The organism is Nocardiopsis sp. NPDC006198, from assembly GCF_040613895.1.
Taxonomy (GTDB): domain Bacteria; phylum Actinomycetota; class Actinomycetes; order Streptosporangiales; family Streptosporangiaceae; genus Nocardiopsis; species Nocardiopsis tropica.
Genome location: NZ_JBEXSY010000005.1, coordinates 23,694 through 43,001, shown reverse-complemented (window position 1 = coordinate 43,001; position 19,308 = coordinate 23,694). Strand labels below are relative to the sequence as shown.

General features: G+C 75.1%; 22 protein-coding genes. 15 read left to right on the top strand and 7 right to left on the bottom strand.

Annotation, left to right across the window (positions count from 1 at the left end):
- Positions 1-258 precede the first annotated feature (258 nt).
- The 4 genes from ABZ234_RS05520 (at position 259) to ABZ234_RS05505 (ending at position 4,036) form a co-directional block, all read left to right on the top strand.
- The gene (locus ABZ234_RS05520) at positions 259-1,401 is read left to right on the top strand and encodes an ATP-binding protein (RefSeq protein ID WP_355011130.1); all 1,143 of its coding nucleotides are present in this window, start codon (positions 259-261) and stop codon (positions 1,399-1,401) included.
- Positions 1,398-2,042, top strand: a complete 645-nt coding sequence (locus ABZ234_RS05515) for a response regulator transcription factor (protein WP_344184573.1) — start codon at positions 1,398-1,400, stop codon at positions 2,040-2,042. The genes ABZ234_RS05520 and ABZ234_RS05515 overlap by 4 nt, the downstream gene beginning before the upstream one ends.
- A gap of 350 nt (positions 2,043-2,392) precedes the next feature.
- Positions 2,393-3,184 (top strand): AfsR/SARP family transcriptional regulator, encoded by a 792-nt coding sequence (locus tag ABZ234_RS05510; protein ID WP_344184572.1) that lies wholly within the window; start codon positions 2,393-2,395, stop codon positions 3,182-3,184.
- Positions 3,185-3,379: 195 nt separating this feature from the next.
- A complete protein-coding gene (locus ABZ234_RS05505) occupies positions 3,380-4,036 on the top strand; it encodes a MerR family transcriptional regulator (protein WP_344184571.1) in 657 nt (218 codons plus the stop codon).
- Here the strand turns inward: ABZ234_RS05505 and ABZ234_RS05500 are convergent.
- From ABZ234_RS05500 to ABZ234_RS05470, 7 genes are all read right to left on the bottom strand, one after another.
- Positions 4,025-5,215 carry a lactonase family protein gene (locus tag ABZ234_RS05500; protein WP_344184570.1) on the bottom strand — a complete coding sequence of 397 codons (1,191 nt, stop codon included), beginning with the start codon at positions 5,213-5,215 and terminating at the stop codon, positions 4,025-4,027. The genes ABZ234_RS05505 and ABZ234_RS05500 overlap by 12 nt on opposite strands.
- Before the next feature lie 59 nt (positions 5,216-5,274).
- The gene (locus tag ABZ234_RS05495) at positions 5,275-6,315 is read right to left on the bottom strand and encodes a hypothetical protein (protein WP_355011129.1); all 1,041 of its coding nucleotides are present in this window, start codon (positions 6,313-6,315) and stop codon (positions 5,275-5,277) included.
- 54 nt (positions 6,316-6,369) lie between these two features.
- Positions 6,370-7,356, bottom strand: coding sequence for an ACP S-malonyltransferase (locus ABZ234_RS05490; protein ID WP_355011128.1), 987 nt, complete (start codon positions 7,354-7,356; stop codon positions 6,370-6,372).
- Between the two features lie 78 nt (positions 7,357-7,434).
- Positions 7,435-7,893 (bottom strand): ester cyclase, encoded by a 459-nt coding sequence (locus ABZ234_RS05485; protein WP_355011127.1) that lies wholly within the window; start codon positions 7,891-7,893, stop codon positions 7,435-7,437.
- A 121-nt stretch (positions 7,894-8,014) separates the two neighbouring features.
- The gene (gene fabG, locus ABZ234_RS05480; protein ID WP_267947874.1) at positions 8,015-8,716 is read right to left on the bottom strand and encodes a 3-oxoacyl-ACP reductase FabG; all 702 of its coding nucleotides are present in this window, start codon (positions 8,714-8,716) and stop codon (positions 8,015-8,017) included.
- Entirely contained in the window at positions 8,713-9,375 is a 663-nt protein-coding gene (locus ABZ234_RS05475; protein ID WP_267947873.1) for an HAD family phosphatase, read from the bottom strand. The genes fabG (ABZ234_RS05480) and ABZ234_RS05475 overlap by 4 nt, the downstream gene beginning before the upstream one ends.
- Positions 9,372-10,370 (bottom strand): AfsA-related hotdog domain-containing protein, encoded by a 999-nt coding sequence (locus tag ABZ234_RS05470; protein ID WP_355011126.1) that lies wholly within the window; start codon positions 10,368-10,370, stop codon positions 9,372-9,374. Before ABZ234_RS05470 ends, ABZ234_RS05475 begins: the two co-directional genes overlap by 4 nt.
- A gap of 214 nt (positions 10,371-10,584) precedes the next feature.
- Here ABZ234_RS05470 and ABZ234_RS05465 point away from each other — a divergent pair, with 214 nt between their 5' ends.
- From ABZ234_RS05465 to ABZ234_RS05415, 11 genes are all read left to right on the top strand, one after another.
- Positions 10,585-10,860, top strand: coding sequence for an acyl carrier protein (locus ABZ234_RS05465; RefSeq protein WP_267947871.1), 276 nt, complete (start codon positions 10,585-10,587; stop codon positions 10,858-10,860).
- The gene (locus tag ABZ234_RS05460; RefSeq protein WP_355011125.1) at positions 10,853-12,070 is read left to right on the top strand and encodes a beta-ketoacyl-[acyl-carrier-protein] synthase family protein; all 1,218 of its coding nucleotides are present in this window, start codon (positions 10,853-10,855) and stop codon (positions 12,068-12,070) included. Before ABZ234_RS05465 ends, ABZ234_RS05460 begins: the two co-directional genes overlap by 8 nt.
- Positions 12,067-13,212: a beta-ketoacyl synthase N-terminal-like domain-containing protein gene (locus tag ABZ234_RS05455; RefSeq protein ID WP_355011124.1), complete on the top strand. Its 1,146-nt coding sequence runs from the start codon at positions 12,067-12,069 to the stop codon at positions 13,210-13,212. Before ABZ234_RS05460 ends, ABZ234_RS05455 begins: the two co-directional genes overlap by 4 nt.
- A 103-nt stretch (positions 13,213-13,315) precedes the next feature.
- Positions 13,316-13,720 (top strand): MaoC family dehydratase N-terminal domain-containing protein, encoded by a 405-nt coding sequence (locus tag ABZ234_RS05450; RefSeq protein ID WP_344184881.1) that lies wholly within the window; start codon positions 13,316-13,318, stop codon positions 13,718-13,720.
- A complete protein-coding gene (locus tag ABZ234_RS05445) occupies positions 13,717-14,154 on the top strand; it encodes a MaoC/PaaZ C-terminal domain-containing protein (RefSeq protein ID WP_355011123.1) in 438 nt (145 codons plus the stop codon). Before ABZ234_RS05450 ends, ABZ234_RS05445 begins: the two co-directional genes overlap by 4 nt.
- On the top strand, positions 14,151-15,020 hold the full coding sequence (locus ABZ234_RS05440; RefSeq protein ID WP_355011122.1) for a thioesterase domain-containing protein: 870 nt from the start codon (positions 14,151-14,153) through the stop codon (positions 15,018-15,020). The genes ABZ234_RS05445 and ABZ234_RS05440 overlap by 4 nt, the downstream gene beginning before the upstream one ends.
- A gap of 94 nt (positions 15,021-15,114) precedes the next feature.
- Positions 15,115-15,855, top strand: a complete 741-nt coding sequence (fabG, locus tag ABZ234_RS05435; RefSeq protein WP_355011121.1) for a 3-oxoacyl-[acyl-carrier-protein] reductase — start codon at positions 15,115-15,117, stop codon at positions 15,853-15,855.
- Between the two features lie 109 nt (positions 15,856-15,964).
- Entirely contained in the window at positions 15,965-16,222 is a 258-nt protein-coding gene (locus tag ABZ234_RS05430; protein ID WP_267947864.1) for an acyl carrier protein, read from the top strand.
- A complete protein-coding gene (locus tag ABZ234_RS05425) occupies positions 16,222-17,427 on the top strand; it encodes a beta-ketoacyl-[acyl-carrier-protein] synthase family protein (RefSeq protein ID WP_355011120.1) in 1,206 nt (401 codons plus the stop codon). Before ABZ234_RS05430 ends, ABZ234_RS05425 begins: the two co-directional genes overlap by 1 nt.
- A complete protein-coding gene (locus tag ABZ234_RS05420; RefSeq protein WP_267947862.1) occupies positions 17,424-18,584 on the top strand; it encodes a beta-ketoacyl synthase N-terminal-like domain-containing protein in 1,161 nt (386 codons plus the stop codon). The genes ABZ234_RS05425 and ABZ234_RS05420 overlap by 4 nt, the downstream gene beginning before the upstream one ends.
- Positions 18,581-19,297, top strand: a complete 717-nt coding sequence (locus ABZ234_RS05415) for a DsbA family protein (protein WP_267947861.1) — start codon at positions 18,581-18,583, stop codon at positions 19,295-19,297. Before ABZ234_RS05420 ends, ABZ234_RS05415 begins: the two co-directional genes overlap by 4 nt.
- The last annotated feature ends 11 nt before the right edge of the window (positions 19,298-19,308 follow it).

Here is a 19,308-nt window from a genome sequence, read left to right as displayed (position 1 = left end):
GGACCTTCGCGGGAGAAATCGGGTGGGACTCCGTACCAGCGCCCGGGGAAGCGCTGCACACGGCGGAGTCCGACGGGAATCGCCTGACCGGGGGGTGGCGCGAACACACAGGAACGTGAGGACCTCCGCCGGGCCGTGCCCGGACCGCTTCCCACCGGTCGTCCTCGGGACCCGAATCCGCGGCCCCGAACCGCATTCACGTCCCCTTACACGACAGGTCCTCTCGTGACGCGCTCAATGAATGGACACGACCATCCTATGCATGGTAAGGATTCGGCCTTCCCCGAGTGGGAGAACGGCGTTCTGCCGCCCTTCCCGGAGAACTCCCACGCCGATTCCTTTCTGAGAAGGACCCCCGAACTGGTGGGGCGCCTCTCCACCCGCCTCTTCGCGGAGCACAACCCGCTGAGGACCGATCCGGACTCCTGGCCGTACGCCTCCGCGTGGGCCGCCTCCGTCATCCGCGACAGCGCCTGGAGCCTCCACCACGGCCGCCCCTCCCAGCGCGTCAACCGCATGACGGAGACCTACTGGGCCGAGCTGGAGGAGGAGTCCTGGGCCATCCACCCGCGCCACACCGGCCAGGCGGCCCGCTTCCTCTTCGAGGAGATCACCGCCGCCCTGCCGCCCGACGCCCCGTCGGCCGGGGTGCGGGCCGCGCTCGTCACCGCCCAGAACGAGACCACCCTGCGCATGGAGGCCGCCCAGATCCGTGCCAACGCCCGCTTCCTGAGCCAGGAGCAGGCCGCCAACCAGGAGTTCCGGCGCTTCCTCGCCCGCGAGCTGCACGACCGCCTCGGCAGTTCCGTCAGCCTCGCCAACCGGCAGCTGGAACTGTACGAGCTGCTCTCCGTCCACAAGCCCGACGCGAAGGCCAACGGTCGCCTGCGCGCCCTCAAGGGCGCGCTCCTCGAACTCAACCAGCAGCTCCGCGTGCTCATCTCCGACCAGCGCCGCAGCGAGCGCGCGGGGTCGCTCGAAACCGCCCTGCGCTCCTACGCCGACTCCCTCGAACTGACGGTGCCCGAGGTCCGCATGGACTTCTCCGGCGAGGAGTCGTGGGTGCCCCCGCACTTCCTCGACGAGCTGTTCCTCGTGCTGCGGGAGTGCCTGCGCAACTCCGTGCGGCACGCGGGGGCCGCCCAGGTGCACATCGCCGTGCGCCTCGACCGCGCCGAGGTCCGGGCGATCGCCTCGGACGACGGCTCCGGGTTCGACGTGGAGGCGCAGCTGGCCCGCGGCTCCGAGGACGGCGCCTCGACCGGCCTGACCTCCCTCTCCGAGCGCATCACCGCCCTGGGCGGGCGCGTCCGGTTCCTCAGCTCACCCGAGGACGGGACCCGCACGATGATCCTCGTCCCCATCACCACCCCCTCGATCGGAGCGGAGTCCGCACGATGATCCGGATCGCCGTGGTCGACGACCACCACCTGCTGCGCGAGGCCCTCTGCGACCTGTTACGGGCCCAGCCCGGACTGGAGGTGGTCGCCAGCGTGGGCTCGGCCCGCTCCCTGGTCCCGACCGTGGTCGCCGCACGCGCCGACGTCGTCCTCCTCGACCTGGAGATGCCGGAGCACGACCCCCGGCACACCGTGCGGGAGCTGCTGCACCACGCGCCCGACACGCACGTGGTCATCCTGAGCATGCACGACGACTCGGCGCTCGTGAGCGACCTGCTCTCCCTCGGCGTGCGCGGGTACCTGCACAAGACGGTGGACATGGTGACCCTGGTCGCGGCCATCCGGGGGCTGCGCGACCCCGACCGCACGACGGTCGTCGTCTCCTCCCCGAACTGGCACCGGCCGCCGACGACCGACTCGACGCTCACCCCGCGCGAGGTGGAGGTCCTGAGACTGGTGTCCGAGGCCATGAGCAACCGGGAGATCGCCCGGAGCCTGGACATCACCGAGGGGACCGTCAAGCGGCACATGCGCAACATCTTCGAGAAGCTCGACGCGGTCTCGCGGATCGACGCCGTGAACAAGGCGGTGGAGACCGGGGCCCTGCCCTCGCACCGCAAGAAGGCCGAGCCGCGCTTCTGACCCCGGGCGGCGCCCCTCCGCCGCCCCCTCCCCCTCGACGCCCGGACCCGCGCCCCGGCCCGCCCCTTCCCCGCGCGCCGGCCCCGCGCCCCCGCGCCCTTCCCCCGCGCGCCCCGCCCCGTACCTCCTTCGAGGTACAGGCCTGGCACCTTGCGGACAATCCGCTTGTGGACGCCCGTCGGCGGTCCTAGATTTCCCCTGTGACCGCAGGTCAGAACACGGTTTCCCGGTACCGGACCGGGACGGGGGCGAGCGGGGGCCGCCCCCGGGCGGCCGGCGGTCCCGGCCCCGAGGCCCCCGGGAGCCCGACCGGAGCGCGGCCGGGGCCCAGAACGAGAAGGAGAGACGCGATGACCCGCTTCAAGATCCTCGGTCCCCTGGAGCTGGAGTCCCGCGGGGGCGAGGCGCTCCGCCGGGGCCCCAAGGTCGCCCGGCTCCTCGGGCTCCTCCTCGTCCGCGCCAACCAGACCGTGGGCGTGGACACCCTGATGGACGAGCTGTGGGACGGCGAGCCGCCGACCACGGCCCTCAAGACGATCCGCACGCACGTCTACCACCTGCGCGGCGCCCTGGAACGCTCCTGCGGGGCCGACACGGCACGCCGGGTCCTGCTGACCCGGGGACCGGGGTACCGGATGGACCTGGCGCCGGAGGAGCTGGACCTGTTCGCCTTCCAGCAGCTGGTCGGCCAGGCGCAGATCCTGTGGACCGAGCACCGCCACGACGAGGTGGTGGACCGGGCCGAGCAGGCGCTCTCCCTGTGGCGGGGCCCGGTCCTGTCCGACGTCCGCCCCGGCCGCGTCCTGGCCGGGCACGTGGCACGCCTGACCGAGACCTACACGCGGGTCAGGGAGCTGCGCGTGGACTCCGCCCTCCGGCTGGGGCTCCACCGCGAGGTCCTGCCCGAGCTCCGGGACCTCGTGAGCGTCTACCCCCTGCACGAGGGGTTCCACGCCCGGCTCATCGACGCGCTGAGCCGGTCCGGACGCCGCGGCGAGGCGCTGAGCGCCTTCCGGGCGGCACGGGACACCCTGCACGACCAGCTGGGGCTGGAGCCCTCCGAGGAGCTGTGCCGCCTCCAGCACGCCATCCTCACCGGCGCGTCCGGAGCCCCGAGCGCCTCCCGCGGCTCCGTCAACTGAGGACGCGATGCCTCTTTCGTGGTATGTCCGGACGTTCCCCGGGCTGGTTGAGTTGACCGAGGGACGGCCGCGGCGACACCGCCCTCCCCCGCGTCATCACTGACCGCGTTCGATCAATCACACAAGGGCCCGGCGTGCGGTCCGGTCCCCCAGGGTCCCGGGCCGACGCCCCTCGGAGCGGAAAGCGAGCCACCTGTGCGCATCTCGGAGCTGAGCGACCGGGCCTCGGTGCCCGTGGCAACGGTCGAGTACTACCAGCGGGAGCGCCTGATCTCCCATCCCTCCGAGAGACACGGGTACAGCCCCGAGGATCTGCGCCGCCTGCGCCTGGTCCGCGTGCTGGTGGAGGTGGGCGGGCTGGACCCGGACCAGGTACGCGGCCTGCTGGGCGCCATGGCGGGCGGGACCAGGACGCCGCACGAGACCTTCGGCATGGTCCTGCGGACCCTGGAGGGCGCCTCCTCCGCCCCGCACACCGACGTCGACCCGGCGGACGACGAGGCGCTGGCCCTGGCCAGGAGGGTCGCCGACCGGCACGGGTGGACGGTCGACCAGGACACGGCGTCCTGGCGCACGCTGGTCAAGCTGCTCAGGACCCTCCACTGGCTGGACGACGCCGACACCGCGGTGGTGGTCGAGGCCTACGCGGCCGCCGCCGACCGGATGACCGGCGCCGAGATAGGGGTCCTGGGCCTGTACGCGGACGAGGACGCCCTGGTCGAGCGGCTGGTGCTGTGGACCGTGTTCGGCGACCCCCTGCTCGCGGCGCTGCGGCGGATCGCCCGCCAGCACACGTCCGGGAGGGTGTTCGACCGGGAGTTCTCCCCGGCCGACCGCGGGTCAGCGCTCTGACAGCACGACGCACGAGGGGCTGGCCACCGGGACCGGCGCGCCCACGGGGGTGAGCCGCCCGGCGGCCGAGACGCGGTGCACGGTGACGGACTGCCCGGCCTGGTTGGCCGCGTACACGTAGCGGCCGGAGGGGTCCAGGGCGATGCCCCGGGGCCAGCGCGTCCCCGGGCCCTTGGTGGTGACCGGCTGGGACTCCACCAGGTCCAGGGAGGCGCCGCCGTCGCGGACCGCGTAGGAGACCACGGTGTCCAGGCCCCGGTCGGCGGTGAGGACGAACCGGCCGCCGGCGTCGACGACCACGCCGGAGGGCGCGTTGCGCGGGTCGGCGCCCGGGGCGGCCACCGACACCGACTCCCCCGGGGTCAGCACGGCGCCGACGGGGTCGTAGGCGAAGGCGGTCACGGTGGACCCGAGCTCGTTGGAGACGTACAGGTGGCGGCCGGAGGGGTGGAGCGCGGCGTGCCGGGGGCCGGCCCCCTCCGCGACGAGGGTGCGGCTCCGCTCGGTAAGCCTCCCGGTGCCGGGGTCGAGGGAGTAGACGTACACGTGGTCGTTGCCCTTGTCGGGGACGATCACGTCGTGGGTCCCGGGCACGAAGAGGCACATGTGCGGGTGCGGGGCGGCCTGCTCCTCCGGGTCGGGGCCGGAGCCCTCGTGCTCGACCAGGTCCAGCAGCGCCCCGATCGAGCCGTCCTCGGCGAGGGCGTGGACGGCGACACCCGCCGAGTCGTAGTTGGCGGTCATGAGGAACCGGCCGTCGGGGTGGGCGGCCAGGTGGACGGGGGCGGCGCCCTCGGTGGGCGCGGCGTTGAGGGGCTCCAGCCCGCCGTCGCCCCCGATCCGGAAGGCGTGCACGTGGCCGTCGCCGGTCTGGCTGACCGCGTAGAGGACGTCGCCCCGGGGCCCCGCCGCCAGGTAGGAGGGGTTGTCGATGCCCTCGTGGTAGCCGTCGATCCGCAGGGAGCCGTCCGCGCCGACGCTGCCGATCCCGATGCCGGGGAGCCCCGGCAGCCCGTACTCGCCGGCGGTGAACCCGCCGATGTAGGCGCGGCGGGCCGCGGGAGGGGGCGGGGCGGCCGTCGCCGGGCGTGCGGCGAACCAGGCCAGCCCGCCGATCCCGGCCGCCGCGGCGGTTCCGAGGAAGGCGCGTCTGCTGGGTGCGGGGCTTCTTCCGGTCATCGTCTGTCCTTGGGGGTGCGAAGGTGCGGGCGGCCGGTGCGGGGCGGGGCGGGCCGGGGTCAGACGTCGGAGCCGACGACCAGGCCGGAGAGCAGGACGACGGCGAGCCCGGTCCCGCCGACCGCGAGCAGGAGGTGGGACCACAGGGGCCACCCGCGGGTGGGCGGGAGCGCGCGCAGGGCCGCCGCGACGGCGACGGCCGCCGCCCACCCGGGGACCGCGAGGCGCAGCCCGACCTCGCCGTTGAGCAGGAGTTCGTCGACGGGTGAGGCGCAGGCGAGCGGGGAGCAGTCGCCGGGGGCGTCCGTGCCGAGCAGGTACGCGCCCGCCCCCATGACCGCCGTCGGGAGGAGGAGCAGGGCCGCGGTGAGCGCGGCGTACGGGGAGCGCCCCCGGGTCCGCGCCCCGCCGGGGTCCCCGGCGGCCGGCGCCGCCCCGGGGCGCGGTCCCCCCGCCCCGGCGGGGCCCCGCCGGGCCCCGGGGGCCAGGCGTTCGGCCGCCAGGACGGCGACCGCCGCGGGCGCCCCGAACAGCAGGCCGAACAGGCCGCCCTGCCCGGTCTGGGCGAGCAGGTGCCACACCGTCGCGGCGGCCCCTCCGGCGGACCCGCCGGCCAGCAGGCCCGCGGCGGCGCCCGCCAGCCCCGCGGCGGCGAACGCGGTCACCGGGACCGACCAGGCGCCGGGAAGGGTGTCCGTCCGGGCTCCGCGGCGCAGCAGGGGGTGCAGCGCGGCGACGAGCACGGCGGTCAGGACCGCCAGGTCCGGCCACGGGGTGGTGACGGCTCCGGGCAGGGGGAAGCCCCGGCCGGTCACCGCCCCGGCGAGGGGACCGACCAGGGTGTCCCAGTCGGCGAACAGCGCCGCGGTGAGGGCGACGGCCGCGGCGCCCGCCGCGGCGCTCCACGGGTGGCCGGGGGCGCCGGCCGTCGGACCGGCCCCCCGGTCCGGGCGGCGCCGGCGCCGCCCCGTGGCCGCGGGCCCGCCTCCCGCGCCGCCGGCCGGGGCGTCCTGCGCGCCGCCGCCCCCGGCGGGGACGGCCGCGGGGGCCGCCGCCCACCACCTGTGGCGGTCCGTGGTCCTGCCGACTCCTGCGAACACTGGTACTCCTTCGTGGTGCCTCCGGGACCTCCGCGGCGCGGGGCCCGGAGCGGGTCAGGCCGCCCCGTGGGCGGCGGGGACCGGGGCTCCGTCCTCCCCCGCCGCGCCGACGGCCGCCGCCAGGGCGGGCACGTGGTCGGGCGCGGAGACGGACAGGCGGCCGGTGCCGGGGCTGATGCGCCGGGTGAACCCGGTGAGGACCCGCCCCGGGCCGATCTCGACCAGGAGGTCGGCACCGAGGTCCCCGGTGAGGGTCCGCACCCCGTCGAGCCAGCGCACCGGGCGGGTGAGCTGGTCGAGCATGAGCCCGGGCCACAGGTCCGGGCGGGTGTGGGGGCGGGCGTCCACGTTGGCGACCACGGGCACGTCCGCCGTGCGCAGCTCGGCGCGGGCGAGGACCGCGCGCAGGCGGGCGCGGGCGGGTTCCATCAGCGGGCTGTGGAAGGCGCCGCCCACGGGGATGTCCACGACCCGGGCGGCCCCCTCGGCGAGGGCGGCCTCCGCGCAGAGCGCCACACCCTCCGGGGCGCCCGACAGGACGCTCTGGCGGGGCGAGTTGAGGTTGGCGACCCACACGCGGGCGCCGTCGCGGCGGAGGCCGTCGGCGATCCGCTGCACGGCGCGGACGTCCAGGCCGAGGACCACGCCCATGGTGCCGGGGGTGAGCTCGGTGGCCCCGCGCATGGCCTCGCCCCGCGCGGCGACCAGGCGCACCCCGTCGTCATAGGCGAGCGCGCCCGAGGCGACCAGTGCCGTGTACTCGCCGAGGCTGTGCCCGGCGACGGCGACCGGCCTGGTCCCCGGCAGGGCGTCGCGCACCTCGCCGTGCGCGACGCAGGCCAGGACGAACGTGGCGAGCTGGGCGTTGTCGGTGCGGCGGAGCGTGTCGGCGTCCGCCCGGAGCAGCAGGCCGGCGACGTCCCGGCCGCTGACCCGCGACGCGCGCTCCACGAGACCCCAGGAGGGGGTGTGCGCCCAGGGGGCGCCCATGCCGGGCTCCTGTGATCCCTGGCCGGGGAAGACGTAGGCGATCCTGGGCACGGCGTGCCCTCCTTCGTGGTCGGCGCGGCCCCGGTGCGGGGCGCGGGGACCCGGACCGGCCCGGGTCCCCGCGTGCGGTCAGAAGGAGACGGGCTCCTCGTCGGGGGTGAAGGGGCGCAGGTCGAGCTGGACGGCGCCGATCTGGAGCATGAGGAACAGGTCCTGGCGGCAGCCCCAGTGCTCGACGACCTTGCCGTCCCGGACCCGGTAGATGTGCATGTGCTCGAAGGCGACGTCGGCGCCGGTGGCCTCGATGCCCAGGAACTCGCGGACGTGGCGGCCGGTGAAGCGCAGGTGGATGACGGCCTTGTCACCGTCGGCGAAGCTGTCGATCCGGTCCCACCTGGCGTCGGCGAAGACGCTGTTCATCCACTTCGCGGTGCCGAGGTAGCCGTCGGGGCCGCCGGGGGTGCCGGGCGGGGCCTCGTGGTCGACGAACTCCGGGGCCACGTACTTGTGGGCGACCTCGGCGTCGAGCCCGTTGAAGATGTCGCCCATCTTGTGGGCGATGTCGAGGGTGGTCTCGGTCTGGGACATGGGTGTCTTCCTTCGCTGTGTCGGTCCGGCGGCGCTGCGGCCGCCGGGCTGTCGTTCCGTTCCGTGGTCGGGGTCCGCGGCCGTCCCGGGTACGGGGGCGGTCCGCGGCGGGCGTGCCGGGTCAGCCGACCTCGGCACCGCCGTTGACGGGGATGTTCGCCGCGGTGACGTAGCCCGCCCCGTCGGAGGCGAGGAAGCGCACGGCGGCGGCGACCTCCTCGGGGGTCCCGGCGCGGCCCACCGCCGTGCGGCCGATCAGGGCCTCGCGGCGCGGGCCCGCGAGATCGGAGGTCATGTCGGTGTCCACCAGCCCCGGGGAGACGACGTTCGCGGTGATCCCGCGCTTGCCGACCTCGCGGGCGACGGAGTGGGCGAGGCCGATGAGCCCGGCCTTGGACGCGGCGTAGTTGGCCTGGCCGGGGGCTCCGACGAGGCCGGTGAGGGAGGAGACGTAGACGAGGCGGCCCCACCGGGCGCGCACCATGTCGGTGAGGACCGCGCGGGTGACGCGCAGCGCGCCCACCAGGTTGGTGTCGACGACCTCCGTGAACTCGGCGTCGCTCATGCCGAGGAGGAGGCCGTCCCGGGTGATCCCGGCGTTGGAGACGAGGACCTCCACGGGCCCGTGGTCCCGGCGGACCCGTTCGACCGCCTCCTCGACGGAGCCGGGGTCGCGGACGTCGCAGCGCACGCCGTCGAGCCCGTCGGGCGGCGACCCGTCCCGGTGGGTGACGACGACCTCGTCCCCCTGGGCGGCGAACATGCGCGCGACCGCCAGGCCGATGCCGCGGTTGCCCCCGGTGACGAGGACGCGGCGGCTCATCGGACGGCGTCCTCGGGCGTGCCGACCAGGCGCGCCAGCTCGGCGGCGGCCTCGGCGGTGTCCCCGAAGCGGATGGCCCTCCAGCCCGCCGCGAGGGCGCCCTCGCAGTTGCGCTCGTTGTCGTCCACGAGCAGGCACTGCTCCGGGGGGACGCCCGCGCGCCGCGCGGCCAGGTCGAACACCGCGGCCTGGGGCTTGCGCGCGCCGACCTCGAAGGACATCACCACGTCGTCGAAGAGGGCGTCGGCGTCCACCATGCGGCGCCAGTGGGCGTCCCAGGTGGGGACCATGTTGGAGAGCATCCCGACGAACACGCCCCGGGAGCGCAGGGCCTCCAGTTCGGCGACCCAGGCGTGGTTGGTCTCGCGGTCCTCGAACCAGTCGTCGGCCAGGGTCGTGATGCGGCGGTCGATGCCGTACCGCTCCCGCAGGAGGACGCCGATGCGGTCCAGCCACTCGGCCTCGGTGACGAGCGGGGTGTCGATCGGCTCCATGTAGTCGTCGGTGCCGAAGCCCTCGGTGACCTCGCCGATGACCGTGAGCAGGGCGTGCGCGTCGATGCCCGTGCGCGCGCAGAACTTCTGCATGGTCTCGGCGATGGGCGGGGTGAGGACGCCGCCGAAGTCGGTCCACACCGCGGTGACGCGGGAAGTGCTCATCGTGGGGTCTCCTCCGTCCCGAGGCGGGACGTGTCGGTGACGGTCAGGGTGGTGTCGGCGATCCGGGCGCCGTCCTGCTCGAAGCGGACGCGGCGCTCCCCGGTCGCGATCCCGTCCGCCGGGGTGGAGGCGAGCACGGGGGAGGTCAGCTCCGCGAAGCCGGTGAAGCCGGCGCGGACGCCCGTGACGCGCCGGGCCCCCGGGGTTCCGGAGCCGCCGGGGACGGGCACGGCCAGGGCCAGCTGGCGGGCGGCCTCGGTGAGGACGGCCGCCGGCAGGTGGTCGTAGGGGTGGTCGAAGAGGGACGGGTTGTCCCAGCGGGGCCGGACCTCGGCGGTGAGTGCGCCGTCGCGGGCCACGGGGACGCCCAGGACCACGTTCAGGGGGTTGGTGCGGCCGACGGTCCGCGGCTCGACGCCGGTCGGCGCGGCGGTCTGTCCGCTCGTCAGCGGCGCGGGCCCGCCCAGCTGGGCGTGGCGGACGGCCTCGTACTCGCCGGGCGTCAGGAACAGCACGTCCATGGTGTGGGTGCCGGCCCGGACCCCGTCCACGCGGAACACCTGCTCCACGCGCCCGGCCCGGACCCGGTCCCTCCTGCGGCGGACGACGGTGAACCGGTTGTCGATCACCAGCTCGCCGGGGCGGTCGCCGCACAGCAGCGCGGCGGGGTCCGTGTCGATGGCGAACCGGTCCACGATCATCTGCGTGCCGGCCCTGGCCCCCATGTGGGCGTGGGTCCCGGCGATGGCCGCCTGCCGGCCCGCCTCCAGCAGGAGGAGCACGTCGAAGACGGCCGGGCTCCGCCCGTGGTCGCTGAAGTAGCCGTGGTTCAGGGGGAGCTGGGCCGCGGCCACGACGTCGGTCTCCGACACCGGGCGCAGGTCGGTGACGAAGACCTCCGAGACCGCGCTCCGGTGCACCAGCGTGCGGTCGAGGGTCGCCCTGAAGCCGAGGTCGGCCGGAATGTCGATGTCCATTTCCGCGACGGAAGCCATTGCACCACCTCTCGCAAATTCATTGACCTTTGACAACAGCCTTGCACCGCCGAATAAAACACCGATCAATTTTCGATCAAAGTTGACCGCATGTCACTTTCGATGAATACGGGAGGTACAAAGGCGCAGTCTTATTGCGCGGCCCGCCGGGCGGTGGCCAAGCTGGTGGAAGACCGGCCCGAACAGCGGGCCCTCCGATCCGAGGGGAACCACGATGACCGAGAGGACGACCGTCGAAGAATCCGGCGCGATGATCGGGAAACTCCGCGAGATCGTCAGCCAGGAACTGGAACTGGAGGACGGAGAACTCACCCCCACCGGGCACTTCGTGGAGGACTACGAGGGCGACTCCCTCTCCCTGATCACCGTCGTGGCGCGCATCGAGAAGGAGGTGGGCGTGGTCATTCCCAAGACCGACCTGCCGCAGCTCCTCAACTTCGAGCTGCTCGCCGCCGCCGTCCGGGAGTACGGCGAGGTGGCCCGTGCCTGAGACCAGACGCGTCGTCATCACCGGCCTCGGGGCGGTGAGCAGCGTCGGCATCGGCGCCGACGCGTTCGCGGCGGCCATCCGCGAGGGCCGCAGCGGCACGGCCGAGATCACCTCGTTCGACGCCTCCGGGTTCCCCTACCGGATGGCGGGCGAGGTCCGCGGCTTCGCGCCCCGCGAGATCCTCCGCCGGATCGACCCCGACCGGTGGGGCCGCAGCGGCCAGCTGGCCGCGGCCGCGTCCCGGCTCGCCCTGGAGGACTCGGGCCTGGCCCCGGAGGCGGTGTCGCACGGCCGTTCGGGCGTGATCATGGGGACGACCAGCGGCGAGGCCACCGTGTCCTCCGTGCTCGGGGAGCAGTGGGTGTCGGGGCGGATGAAGGAGTTCTCGTCCCGCGTGGTCGCGCAGGCCCCGGCCAGCCAGATCTCCGCGGCGGTCAGCACCGAGCTGGCCCTGGGCGGTGACACCCAGACCGTCCCGACCGCGTGCTCGGCCAGCAACTACGCCCTGGGCCACGCGTTCGACCTGGTGCGCACCGGCGAGGCCGACCTGATGTTCGCGGGCGGCGCCGACGCGGTGAACCGCTTCACGCACGCCGGGTTCCACGCCCTGGGCGCTCTCGCCCCCGACGTGTGCCGGCCCTTCGACAAGGACCGCGCGGGCATCATCACCGGCGAGGGCGGGGTCTCCCTGCTCCTGGAGCCACTGGACTCCGCGGTGGCGCGGGGGGCCCGCGTCTACGCGGAGATCCTGGGCTACGGGGTCAACTGCGACGCCAAGCACATGGTGCACCCGGACCCGGGGAGCATCGCCGCGTGCATCCGGGACGCGCACGCCTCCGCGGGGATCACCCCCGACCAGGTCGACTACGTGTGCGCGCACGGCACCGGCACCCCCACCAACGACGCCACCGAGGTACAGGCGGTACGCGAGGTGTTCGGCGGGCGCGTGCCGCCCATCAGCTCCATCAAGTCGATGATCGGCCACACCATGGGCGCGGCCAGCGGGTTCGGCGCGGTCGTGTGCTGCAAGGCCCTGCACGACGGGTTCCTGCCGCCCACCGCGAACGTCGGCACGGTCGACCCGGCCCTGGGGCCGGACCTGGACGTGGTCCCGGGGCGCGGGCGCGACGCCGCCCCGCGGATCGTCCAGAACCACGGTTTCGCCTTCGGCGGCAACAACGTCATCACCATCCTCGGGAGGCCCGCATGACCGTCCTGGCGACCGGACCGGGCACCGCGGACCGGCCCGCGCTCCCCGCCGCCGTCCCGCTCGCGATCACGTCCGCCGGCGTGGTGTCGGCGGCCGGGCTGGGCCTGGAGTCCCTGGGCGGCGTGCTCGGCTCCGGCGGCGTCGGCCACTCCGCCCCGGTGGGCGACGACGCCGACGACTACCCGCCGCTCGGGGTGCGCTCGGTGGAGGGGTTCCGCCTACGCGACCACGTGGGCCGCAAGGGGACCCGCAACCTGGACCGGCTGACCGGGTTCGGGCTGGTCGCGGCCAAGCTGGCCCTGGCCGGGGCCCCCGCGGGGGCGGAGGCCGACCGCACCGGGGTCGTCGTCACCACCAGCACCGGCAGCACCCAGAGCCTCATGGACCTGGCGGGCGACACGCTCCTCCAGGAGCGCCCCTACCTGGTCAACCCGTCGCGCTTCCCGAACACGGTGCTCAACTGCTGCGCCGGCCAGATCGCCATCTGGAACGGGCTGCGCGGCGCCAACGTCACCCTCGCCGCGGGCCAGGCGTCCGGCATGAACGCGTTCCGGCACGCGCGGATGGTGCTGTCCCTCGGCCGCGCCGACCGGCTCGTGGTCGGCGGGGTGGAGGAGCTGAGCGCACCGCTCGCCTGGGGCTGGCACGCCTCGGGGACCCTGGCCGAGGGCACCCCGATCGGCGAGGGGGCCGCCGCGTTCGTGGTCACCACCTCCGAGGCGGCGCGCGCCGGCGGCGCGGGGATCGCCGCCGAGGTGCTGGGCGTGGAGGTGGGCTTCCACCCCGCCTCGCGCGGGGACCGGGCGAAGGCCGTCGCCGAGCACGTGCGCCGCGCCCTGGCCCGCAGCGGCGTCGCCCCCGGGGACGTCACGGAGGTCTCCCCCGGATCCACCGGCCTGGTGGGCGTGGAGCGCGCCGAGCTCCGGGGGATCGCCCTGGCCCTGGGCGGCGTCCCGCCCGTCCGCGACGTGACGCGGGCCGTGGGCCAGTGCTACAGCGCGGCCGGCGCCATGCAGGTCGCGGGGCTGCTCGCGGCATGGCGCAGCGATCCCTCCGACCGGCCGCGCCTGGCCCTGGTCACCGCCGTGGGCCACGACGGCAACATCGGCGCGCTGGTCCTGCGCGAGGGGGGTGGCGCCTGATGCGCCCCGAGGGGACCCGGAACCGGAGAGCGGCCCCGGCCGGCACGGCGGTCCCGCCCCGGGCCGCCGGAACCGGACACCACCACACGGGAGGAGGCACGGCATGGGACTGAACGGCGCACTGGTCGGCCGGGTCTACCGGTCCGCGGACACCTACGAGGTGGGCCGGGAGAAGATCCGCGAGTTCCGCGCGGCCGTCGGGGCGCCCGGGGGCGACGACGCCCCGCCGACCTTCCCCATCGTCCTCGCCATGAAGGCGCAGGAGGCGGCGGTGCTCGACCCGGAGCTGGGCTTCGACTTCTCCCGGGTCATCCACCGCGACCAGTCCTTCCGGCACACCCGCCCCGTCCGCCCCGGAGACGTGCTCACCGTCGAGGTCCGCGTCACCCGGGTGGAGACCCTGGGCGCCAACGACCTGGTGGCGCTGCGCAGCGACATCCGCACGGCCGGGGGCGAGGACGTGTGCACCGCCACCACCACCCTGATCACCTGGGCGGACACCCCATGACCACTCCCACCGCACCCCTCCCCGACACGTCGCACGCACCCGGCGCGCGGCTCCCCGAGCGGCGCTTCGCCCTCACCCGCGCCGACCTGGTCCGCTACGCGGGCGCCTCGGGCGACTTCAACCCCATCCACTACGACGAACGCGCGGCCGAGGCGCTGGGCCTTCCCGGGGTCATCGCCCACGGAATGCTCACCATGGGCCTCGCCGCGACCGCCGTCACCGGGTGGTTCGGGCCCTCGGCGCAGGTCGCCGAGTACGAGACCCGGTTCGCGCGCCCGGTGGTCGTACCGCCCGGGGAGAGCGTGGAGCTGGCGGTCTCCGGCCGCGTCGACGCCGTCCTGGACGGCTCCCGCGTCCGGGTCGTGCTCACCGCCCTGTGCGGCGGCGAGCGCGTCCTGGCACGGGCCCGGGCCGTGGTGGTCACGGGCCGATGAGCGCACAGGGCACCACGCACGCCTCCCCGCTGGTCCGCACCCGCCGGGTCGGGTCGCCGGAGTTCCGGCTGTTCCTGCTGCACCACGCCGGCGGTGCGCACACCGCCTTCCGGGGGTGGGGCCGCCGCTTCCCCGGGGTCTGGGACGTGTGCGCGGTCGAGGCCCCCGGCCGGGGCAGGCTGCTCCACGAACCGTTCGCGGCCGGGATGGGACCGCTGGTCGACCGGCTGGCCGGGGCCGTGGCGCCGCTGACGGACGTCCCCTTCGGGGTGTTCGGGCACAGCATGGGCGCGGCCGTCGGGTACGAACTGGTCCGGGAGCTGGCCGGTTCGGGCACGGCCGAAGCCGCCTGGCTGGGGATGTCCGGCTACCCGGCGCCCGGCCCGGGGGCCGACGACGACCCCCGCCGGCTGTCCTCCGACGAGCTGCGCGCCCGGGTCGGCGGTCTGAGCGGCATGCCCGCCGAGGTGCTGGCCGACGACGCCCTGTGGGCCCTGTTCGAGCCGCGCATGCGCGCGGACCTGGCCCTCGTGCGGGACTGGCGGGCGGAGGGCCCTCCCGGCCCGCAACCGGTCCCGGTGACCGTGTTCGCCGGGGAGTCGGACCCGGTGGCGGGGCCGGAGCTGGTGAGGGGCTGGGCCGGCGCGGCCCCGCGCTTCCAGGGGCTCCGGTGCTTCCCCGGCTCCCACTTCTACCTGAACCGCGCCCGCGACGCGGTGATCGGGGCGATCACCGAGGAGGTCGCCCTGGCGACCGCCGCCCGCGGCGCGGAGCCGGTCCCGTCCCGGACCGGCGCCGGACCTCCGGCCGCCGGGGAGGCCGCGGTCCGGGCGGCCCCCGGACCGGAGCGCGCCCGACCCTCCTGAGACCACCCGGGTCCCGCGCGCCCCTCGGCCGGGCGCACGGGGCCACCGCCCCCGGCACACCCCCCGCACCACCAGAGAAACGGAAGGACCCGACATGACGGACAGACCAGTGGCGATCGTGACCGGAGGATCCCGGGGCATCGGCCGCGCCGTCGCCCTGCGCCTCGCCGACGACGGCTACGACATCGCGTTCTGCTACCACAGCGCCGGCGAGGCCGCCGCGAGAACGGCCGAGAAGATCCGCGCGGCCGGCGCCGCCTGCTACAGCGCCGCGTGCGACGTCGCCGACCTGGAGGCGGTCCAGGGCTTCGTCGCCGACGCCAAGGCCGCCCTCGGCGACCCCGAGCTCCTCGTCAACTCGGCGGGCATCCTCCGCGACGCCCCCGTGGCGGTGATGGACGCCGCCGACTGGAGCGCGGTCATCGACACCAACCTCACCGGCACGTTCAACCTCTGCCGCAGCACCGTCTTCGACTTCATCAAGAACCGGCGCGGCTGCGTCGTCAACATCTCCTCCGTCATGGGGATCCACGGCAACGCCGGCCAGGGCAACTACTCCGCGGCCAAGGCCGGGATCAACGGCCTCAGCAAGGCCATGGCCAAGGAGGTCGCCCGCTACGGCATCCGCGTCAACGCCGTCGCGCCCGGCTTCGTCGAGACCGACATGACCCGGGGCCTGAGCGAGAAGGTGCGCGACAGCGCCCTCGCCAAGGTCCCCCTGCGCCGCCTGGGCAGCGCCGAGGACGTCGCCGACCTGGTGGCGTTCCTGGCCTCCGACCGGGCCTCCTACATCACCGGCCAGATCGTCCAGGTGGACGGCGGCGTCGTCATCTGACCCGGCCGGGCACGCCCCCGGGCCGCACCGACCGCACCGTCCCCCGGACCCGAACCACCGCACCGTTTCGCGGCCACCGCGAACAGCACCCACACCAAGGAGAGACGCCATGACCGCCACCGACACCGCCCTCATCGACGAACTGCGCGAGATCGTCGCCGACGTCCTGGAGGTCGAGCCCGAGGAGATCTCCGAGACCGGCCTGTTCTCCGAGGAGCACGAGGCCGACTCCCTCCAGGCCATCGAGGTCCTGGCCCGCATCGAGAAGACCCTGCGGATCGCCGTCCCCCAGACCGAGCTGCCCGACATGGGCAGCCTCGACGGCGTGTACCGCGTCGTCTCCCGGTACACGGAGGGAAACGCCTGATGCGCCGGGTCGTCGTGACGGGCCTGGGGCCCGTGTCCAACGTGGGGACGGGGGCCGCCGCGTTCGGCGCCGCCGTGCGCGCCGGACGGTCCGGCGTCTCCCCCATCACCTCCTTCGACGCCTCGGGGTTCCCGCACCGCAACGCGGGCGAGGTGCGCGACTTCGCGCCGCAGGAGATGGTGGAGCGGCTCGACACCGCCGAGTGGGGCCGCTCCAGCCTGTTCGCGGCGGCCGCCGCACGGCTCGCGGTCGCCGACGCCGGACTCGACCCGGACGAGCTGTCGCGTGCCGGGGCCGGCTCGGTCATGGGCACCACCAGCGGGGAGTCGCAGATCATCGAGCGGCTCACCGAGGAGGAGGTCGCCGGGGGCTGGGAGAGCCTCAGCCCCCACCTGCCCCGGCAGGTCCCCGCGTCCCGGCTGGCCTACGCGGTCAACCGGGAGCTGGGCCTGACCGGTGAGGCCATGACCCTGGCCACGGCGTGCTCGGCGGGCAACTACGCCATCGGGTACGCCTACGACCTGGTCCGCACCGGCGCGGCCGACTACATGCTGGCGGGCGGCGCCGACTCGGTGCTCCGCTGGGCCCACGCCGGGTTCTTCCGGCTGGGCGCGGTCGCCGAGGACGTCAGCTCCCCCTTCGACCGCGACCGCTCCGGCATCATCACCGCCGAGGGCGGGGCGGCCCTCGTCCTGGAGAGCCTGGAGGGGGCGCTGGCGCGCGGCGCGCGCGTCTACGGCGAGGTGCTGGGCTACGGGCTCAACTGCGACGCCGACCACATGGTGTCCCCCGACCCGGTCGGCATCGCCGAGTGCATGCGCCGGGCCCACGCCAACGCCGGGATCGGGCCGGGGGACGTGGACTACATCTGCGCGCACGGCACGGGCACCCCCGCCAACGACCTCGCGGAGGCCACGGCGGTCCTGGACGTGTTCGGCGACGCCCCGCCGCCGATCAGCTCCGTCAAGTCGATGCTGGGGCACACCATGGGCGCGTCGAGCGCGTTCGGCGCCATCGCGTCGCTGATCGGCATGCGGGACGGGTTCCTGCCGCCGACCACCAACTTCTCCCACCACGACCCGGCCCTCGGCGGGATCGACCCGGTGCCCAACGAGGCGCGCCCGGCCGACGTGCGGATCGTGCAGAACAACGGGTTCGCCTTCGGCGGCAACAACGCCATCACCGTCTTCGGGAGGGTCTCATGAGCAGCACACGGGGCGGGTCCCCGGTCCTGGCCGTCACCGGCTGGTCGGCGGTGTCACCGATCGGCACCGGGGCGGCCGGGTTCACCGAGGCGGTGCGCACGGGCCGGACCGGCGGCGCCGACGTCAGCGGGATGTTCGACGCCCCGCTGCCCACCGGCCGGGCGCACGCCATCCCGGACTTCCGGGCCGCGGACCACCTGGGCCGCAAGGGCACCCGCCACCTGGACCGCAGCACCGCACTGGCGCTGGTGGCGACCAAGCTGGCGCTGGAGTCCACCGACGCCGCCGTGGACGGCGACGCCGCGGGGCGCGCGGGGCTCGTGCTGGGCACGACGGCGGGCAGCATCCGCACCACCAGCGAGTTCAGCCGGGACACCCTCGTCGAGGAGCGGCCCTACCTGGTCAACCCGGTGATGTTCCCCGGCGCGACGATCAACTGCCCCGCGGGGAGCAGCGCCATCCGGCACAAGCTGCGCGGGGTGAACGCGACCGTCGCCGGCGGCCAGATGGCCGGGCTCAACGTGCTGCGCTACGGCGCGCACCTCATCGGCGGCGGGCACGCGGACGTGCTCCTCGCCGGCGCCGTCGAGGAGTTCAGCCCGCACATGGCGTGGGGGCACCGGGCCCTGACCGAGGGGTACGACGTGCCGCTGGGCGAGGGCTCCGCCGTGTTCGTCGTCGAGGACGCCGAGCGGGTCCGCTCCCGGGGTCGGACCCCGGAGGCGGAGGTCCTGGCGTCGGCGTTCGGCACCGGCGGGCCCGACGACACCGCCCGCACCCTGGAGGCGAGCGTCGTCCGGGCGCTGCGCCTGGCGGGCGTGGGCGCCGACGAGGTGTGGGGGGTGGCCACGGGCGAGCACGGCGTCGAGGGCCTGGACGGGGCCGAGGACGCGGGCGTGCGGGCGGCCCTGGGCGACGGACCGGTCCGCATCCGCGTCAAACGGCTGGTCGGCGAGTGCAACAGCGCCTCCGGCCCGTTCCAGCTGGCGGCGCTGCTGGCCCACCACCGGACCGACCCCGGCCTGGACGGGCGGGTGTCCGTGCTGACCTCGGTCTCGGCCGACGGCGCCGCGGGGGCGGCCGTCGTCCGCGGACACCGCCTGCCGGACGGCACCGTTCCCGCGGAGACGCACGACGAGGAGGGTGACGAACTGTGAGGAAGCCGCCGAGACTGTACTTCGCGTTCCGCAGCCCGTTCTCGTGGATGGCGCTGCGCCGCCTGGAGGAGCTGTACCCCGAGGCGGTGGACACCGTCGAGTACCGGCCGTTCTGGGAGCCCGACGCCGACCTGCTGGCCCGGCTGCGCGCCGGTGGCGGCGAGTTCCTGTACACGCCCATGAGCAAGGCCAAGCACCTGTACATCCTCTACGACACCAAGCGGTTGGCGGCCTCGTTCGGCTACACGATGTCGTGGCCGGTCGACGTGGACCCGTGGTGGGAGGTCCCGCACCTGGCGTGGCTGTACGCGCGCCGCGAGGGGAAGGAGCGCGAGTTCTACCGCGCGGTCACCGAGGCCAGGTGGGAGCGCGGCGAGAACGTCTGCGACCCGGCCCTGGTCAAGGACCTGGCCGCGTCGGTCGGGCTGGACGGCGAGACGGCCGCGTCGGCCGCCCACGACCCGGACCTGCGCGAGGAGGGCCTGAAGGCGCTCCACGACCTGTACCAGGACGACGTGTTCGGGGTCCCCTACTTCCGGGTGGGGCGGCACCGCTTCTGGGGGCTGGACCGGCTGGACGCGGTCACCGACGCGCTCGGGCTGGAGCGGGAGGCGCGGGCCGCCGACCCTCCGTCCCTGGCCCGGGTGCCCGTCCCCGACCTGTCACCGCCGCCGACCGACCTCGACACGGACACGGCCGGGGGGTGCGGATAGGACGGCGGCCG

What these genes read in the sequence shown, in the direction of transcription:
- ABZ234_RS05520 (WP_355011130.1), top strand. Translation starts at nt 259, where the DNA reads ATGCATGGTAAGGATTCGGCCTTCCCCGAGTGGGAGAACGGCGTTCTG.
- ABZ234_RS05515 (WP_344184573.1), top strand. Translation starts at nt 1,398, where the DNA reads ATGATCCGGATCGCCGTGGTCGACGACCACCACCTGCTGCGCGAGGCC.
- ABZ234_RS05510 (WP_344184572.1), top strand. Translation starts at nt 2,393, where the DNA reads ATGACCCGCTTCAAGATCCTCGGTCCCCTGGAGCTGGAGTCCCGCGGG.
- ABZ234_RS05500 (WP_344184570.1), bottom strand. Translation starts at nt 5,215, where the DNA reads ATGACCGGAAGAAGCCCCGCACCCAGCAGACGCGCCTTCCTCGGAACC.
- ABZ234_RS05485 (WP_355011127.1), bottom strand. Translation starts at nt 7,893, where the DNA reads ATGTCCCAGACCGAGACCACCCTCGACATCGCCCACAAGATGGGCGAC.
- fabG (WP_267947874.1), bottom strand. Translation starts at nt 8,716, where the DNA reads ATGAGCCGCCGCGTCCTCGTCACCGGGGGCAACCGCGGCATCGGCCTG.
- ABZ234_RS05475 (WP_267947873.1), bottom strand. Translation starts at nt 9,375, where the DNA reads ATGAGCACTTCCCGCGTCACCGCGGTGTGGACCGACTTCGGCGGCGTC.
- ABZ234_RS05470 (WP_355011126.1), bottom strand. Translation starts at nt 10,370, where the DNA reads ATGGCTTCCGTCGCGGAAATGGACATCGACATTCCGGCCGACCTCGGC.
- ABZ234_RS05465 (WP_267947871.1), top strand. Translation starts at nt 10,585, where the DNA reads ATGACCGAGAGGACGACCGTCGAAGAATCCGGCGCGATGATCGGGAAA.
- ABZ234_RS05455 (WP_355011124.1), top strand. Translation starts at nt 12,067, where the DNA reads ATGACCGTCCTGGCGACCGGACCGGGCACCGCGGACCGGCCCGCGCTC.
- ABZ234_RS05450 (WP_344184881.1), top strand. Translation starts at nt 13,316, where the DNA reads ATGGGACTGAACGGCGCACTGGTCGGCCGGGTCTACCGGTCCGCGGAC.
- ABZ234_RS05445 (WP_355011123.1), top strand. Translation starts at nt 13,717, where the DNA reads ATGACCACTCCCACCGCACCCCTCCCCGACACGTCGCACGCACCCGGC.
- ABZ234_RS05440 (WP_355011122.1), top strand. Translation starts at nt 14,151, where the DNA reads ATGAGCGCACAGGGCACCACGCACGCCTCCCCGCTGGTCCGCACCCGC.
- fabG (WP_355011121.1), top strand. Translation starts at nt 15,115, where the DNA reads ATGACGGACAGACCAGTGGCGATCGTGACCGGAGGATCCCGGGGCATC.
- ABZ234_RS05430 (WP_267947864.1), top strand. Translation starts at nt 15,965, where the DNA reads ATGACCGCCACCGACACCGCCCTCATCGACGAACTGCGCGAGATCGTC.
- ABZ234_RS05425 (WP_355011120.1), top strand. Translation starts at nt 16,222, where the DNA reads ATGCGCCGGGTCGTCGTGACGGGCCTGGGGCCCGTGTCCAACGTGGGG.
- ABZ234_RS05420 (WP_267947862.1), top strand. Translation starts at nt 17,424, where the DNA reads ATGAGCAGCACACGGGGCGGGTCCCCGGTCCTGGCCGTCACCGGCTGG.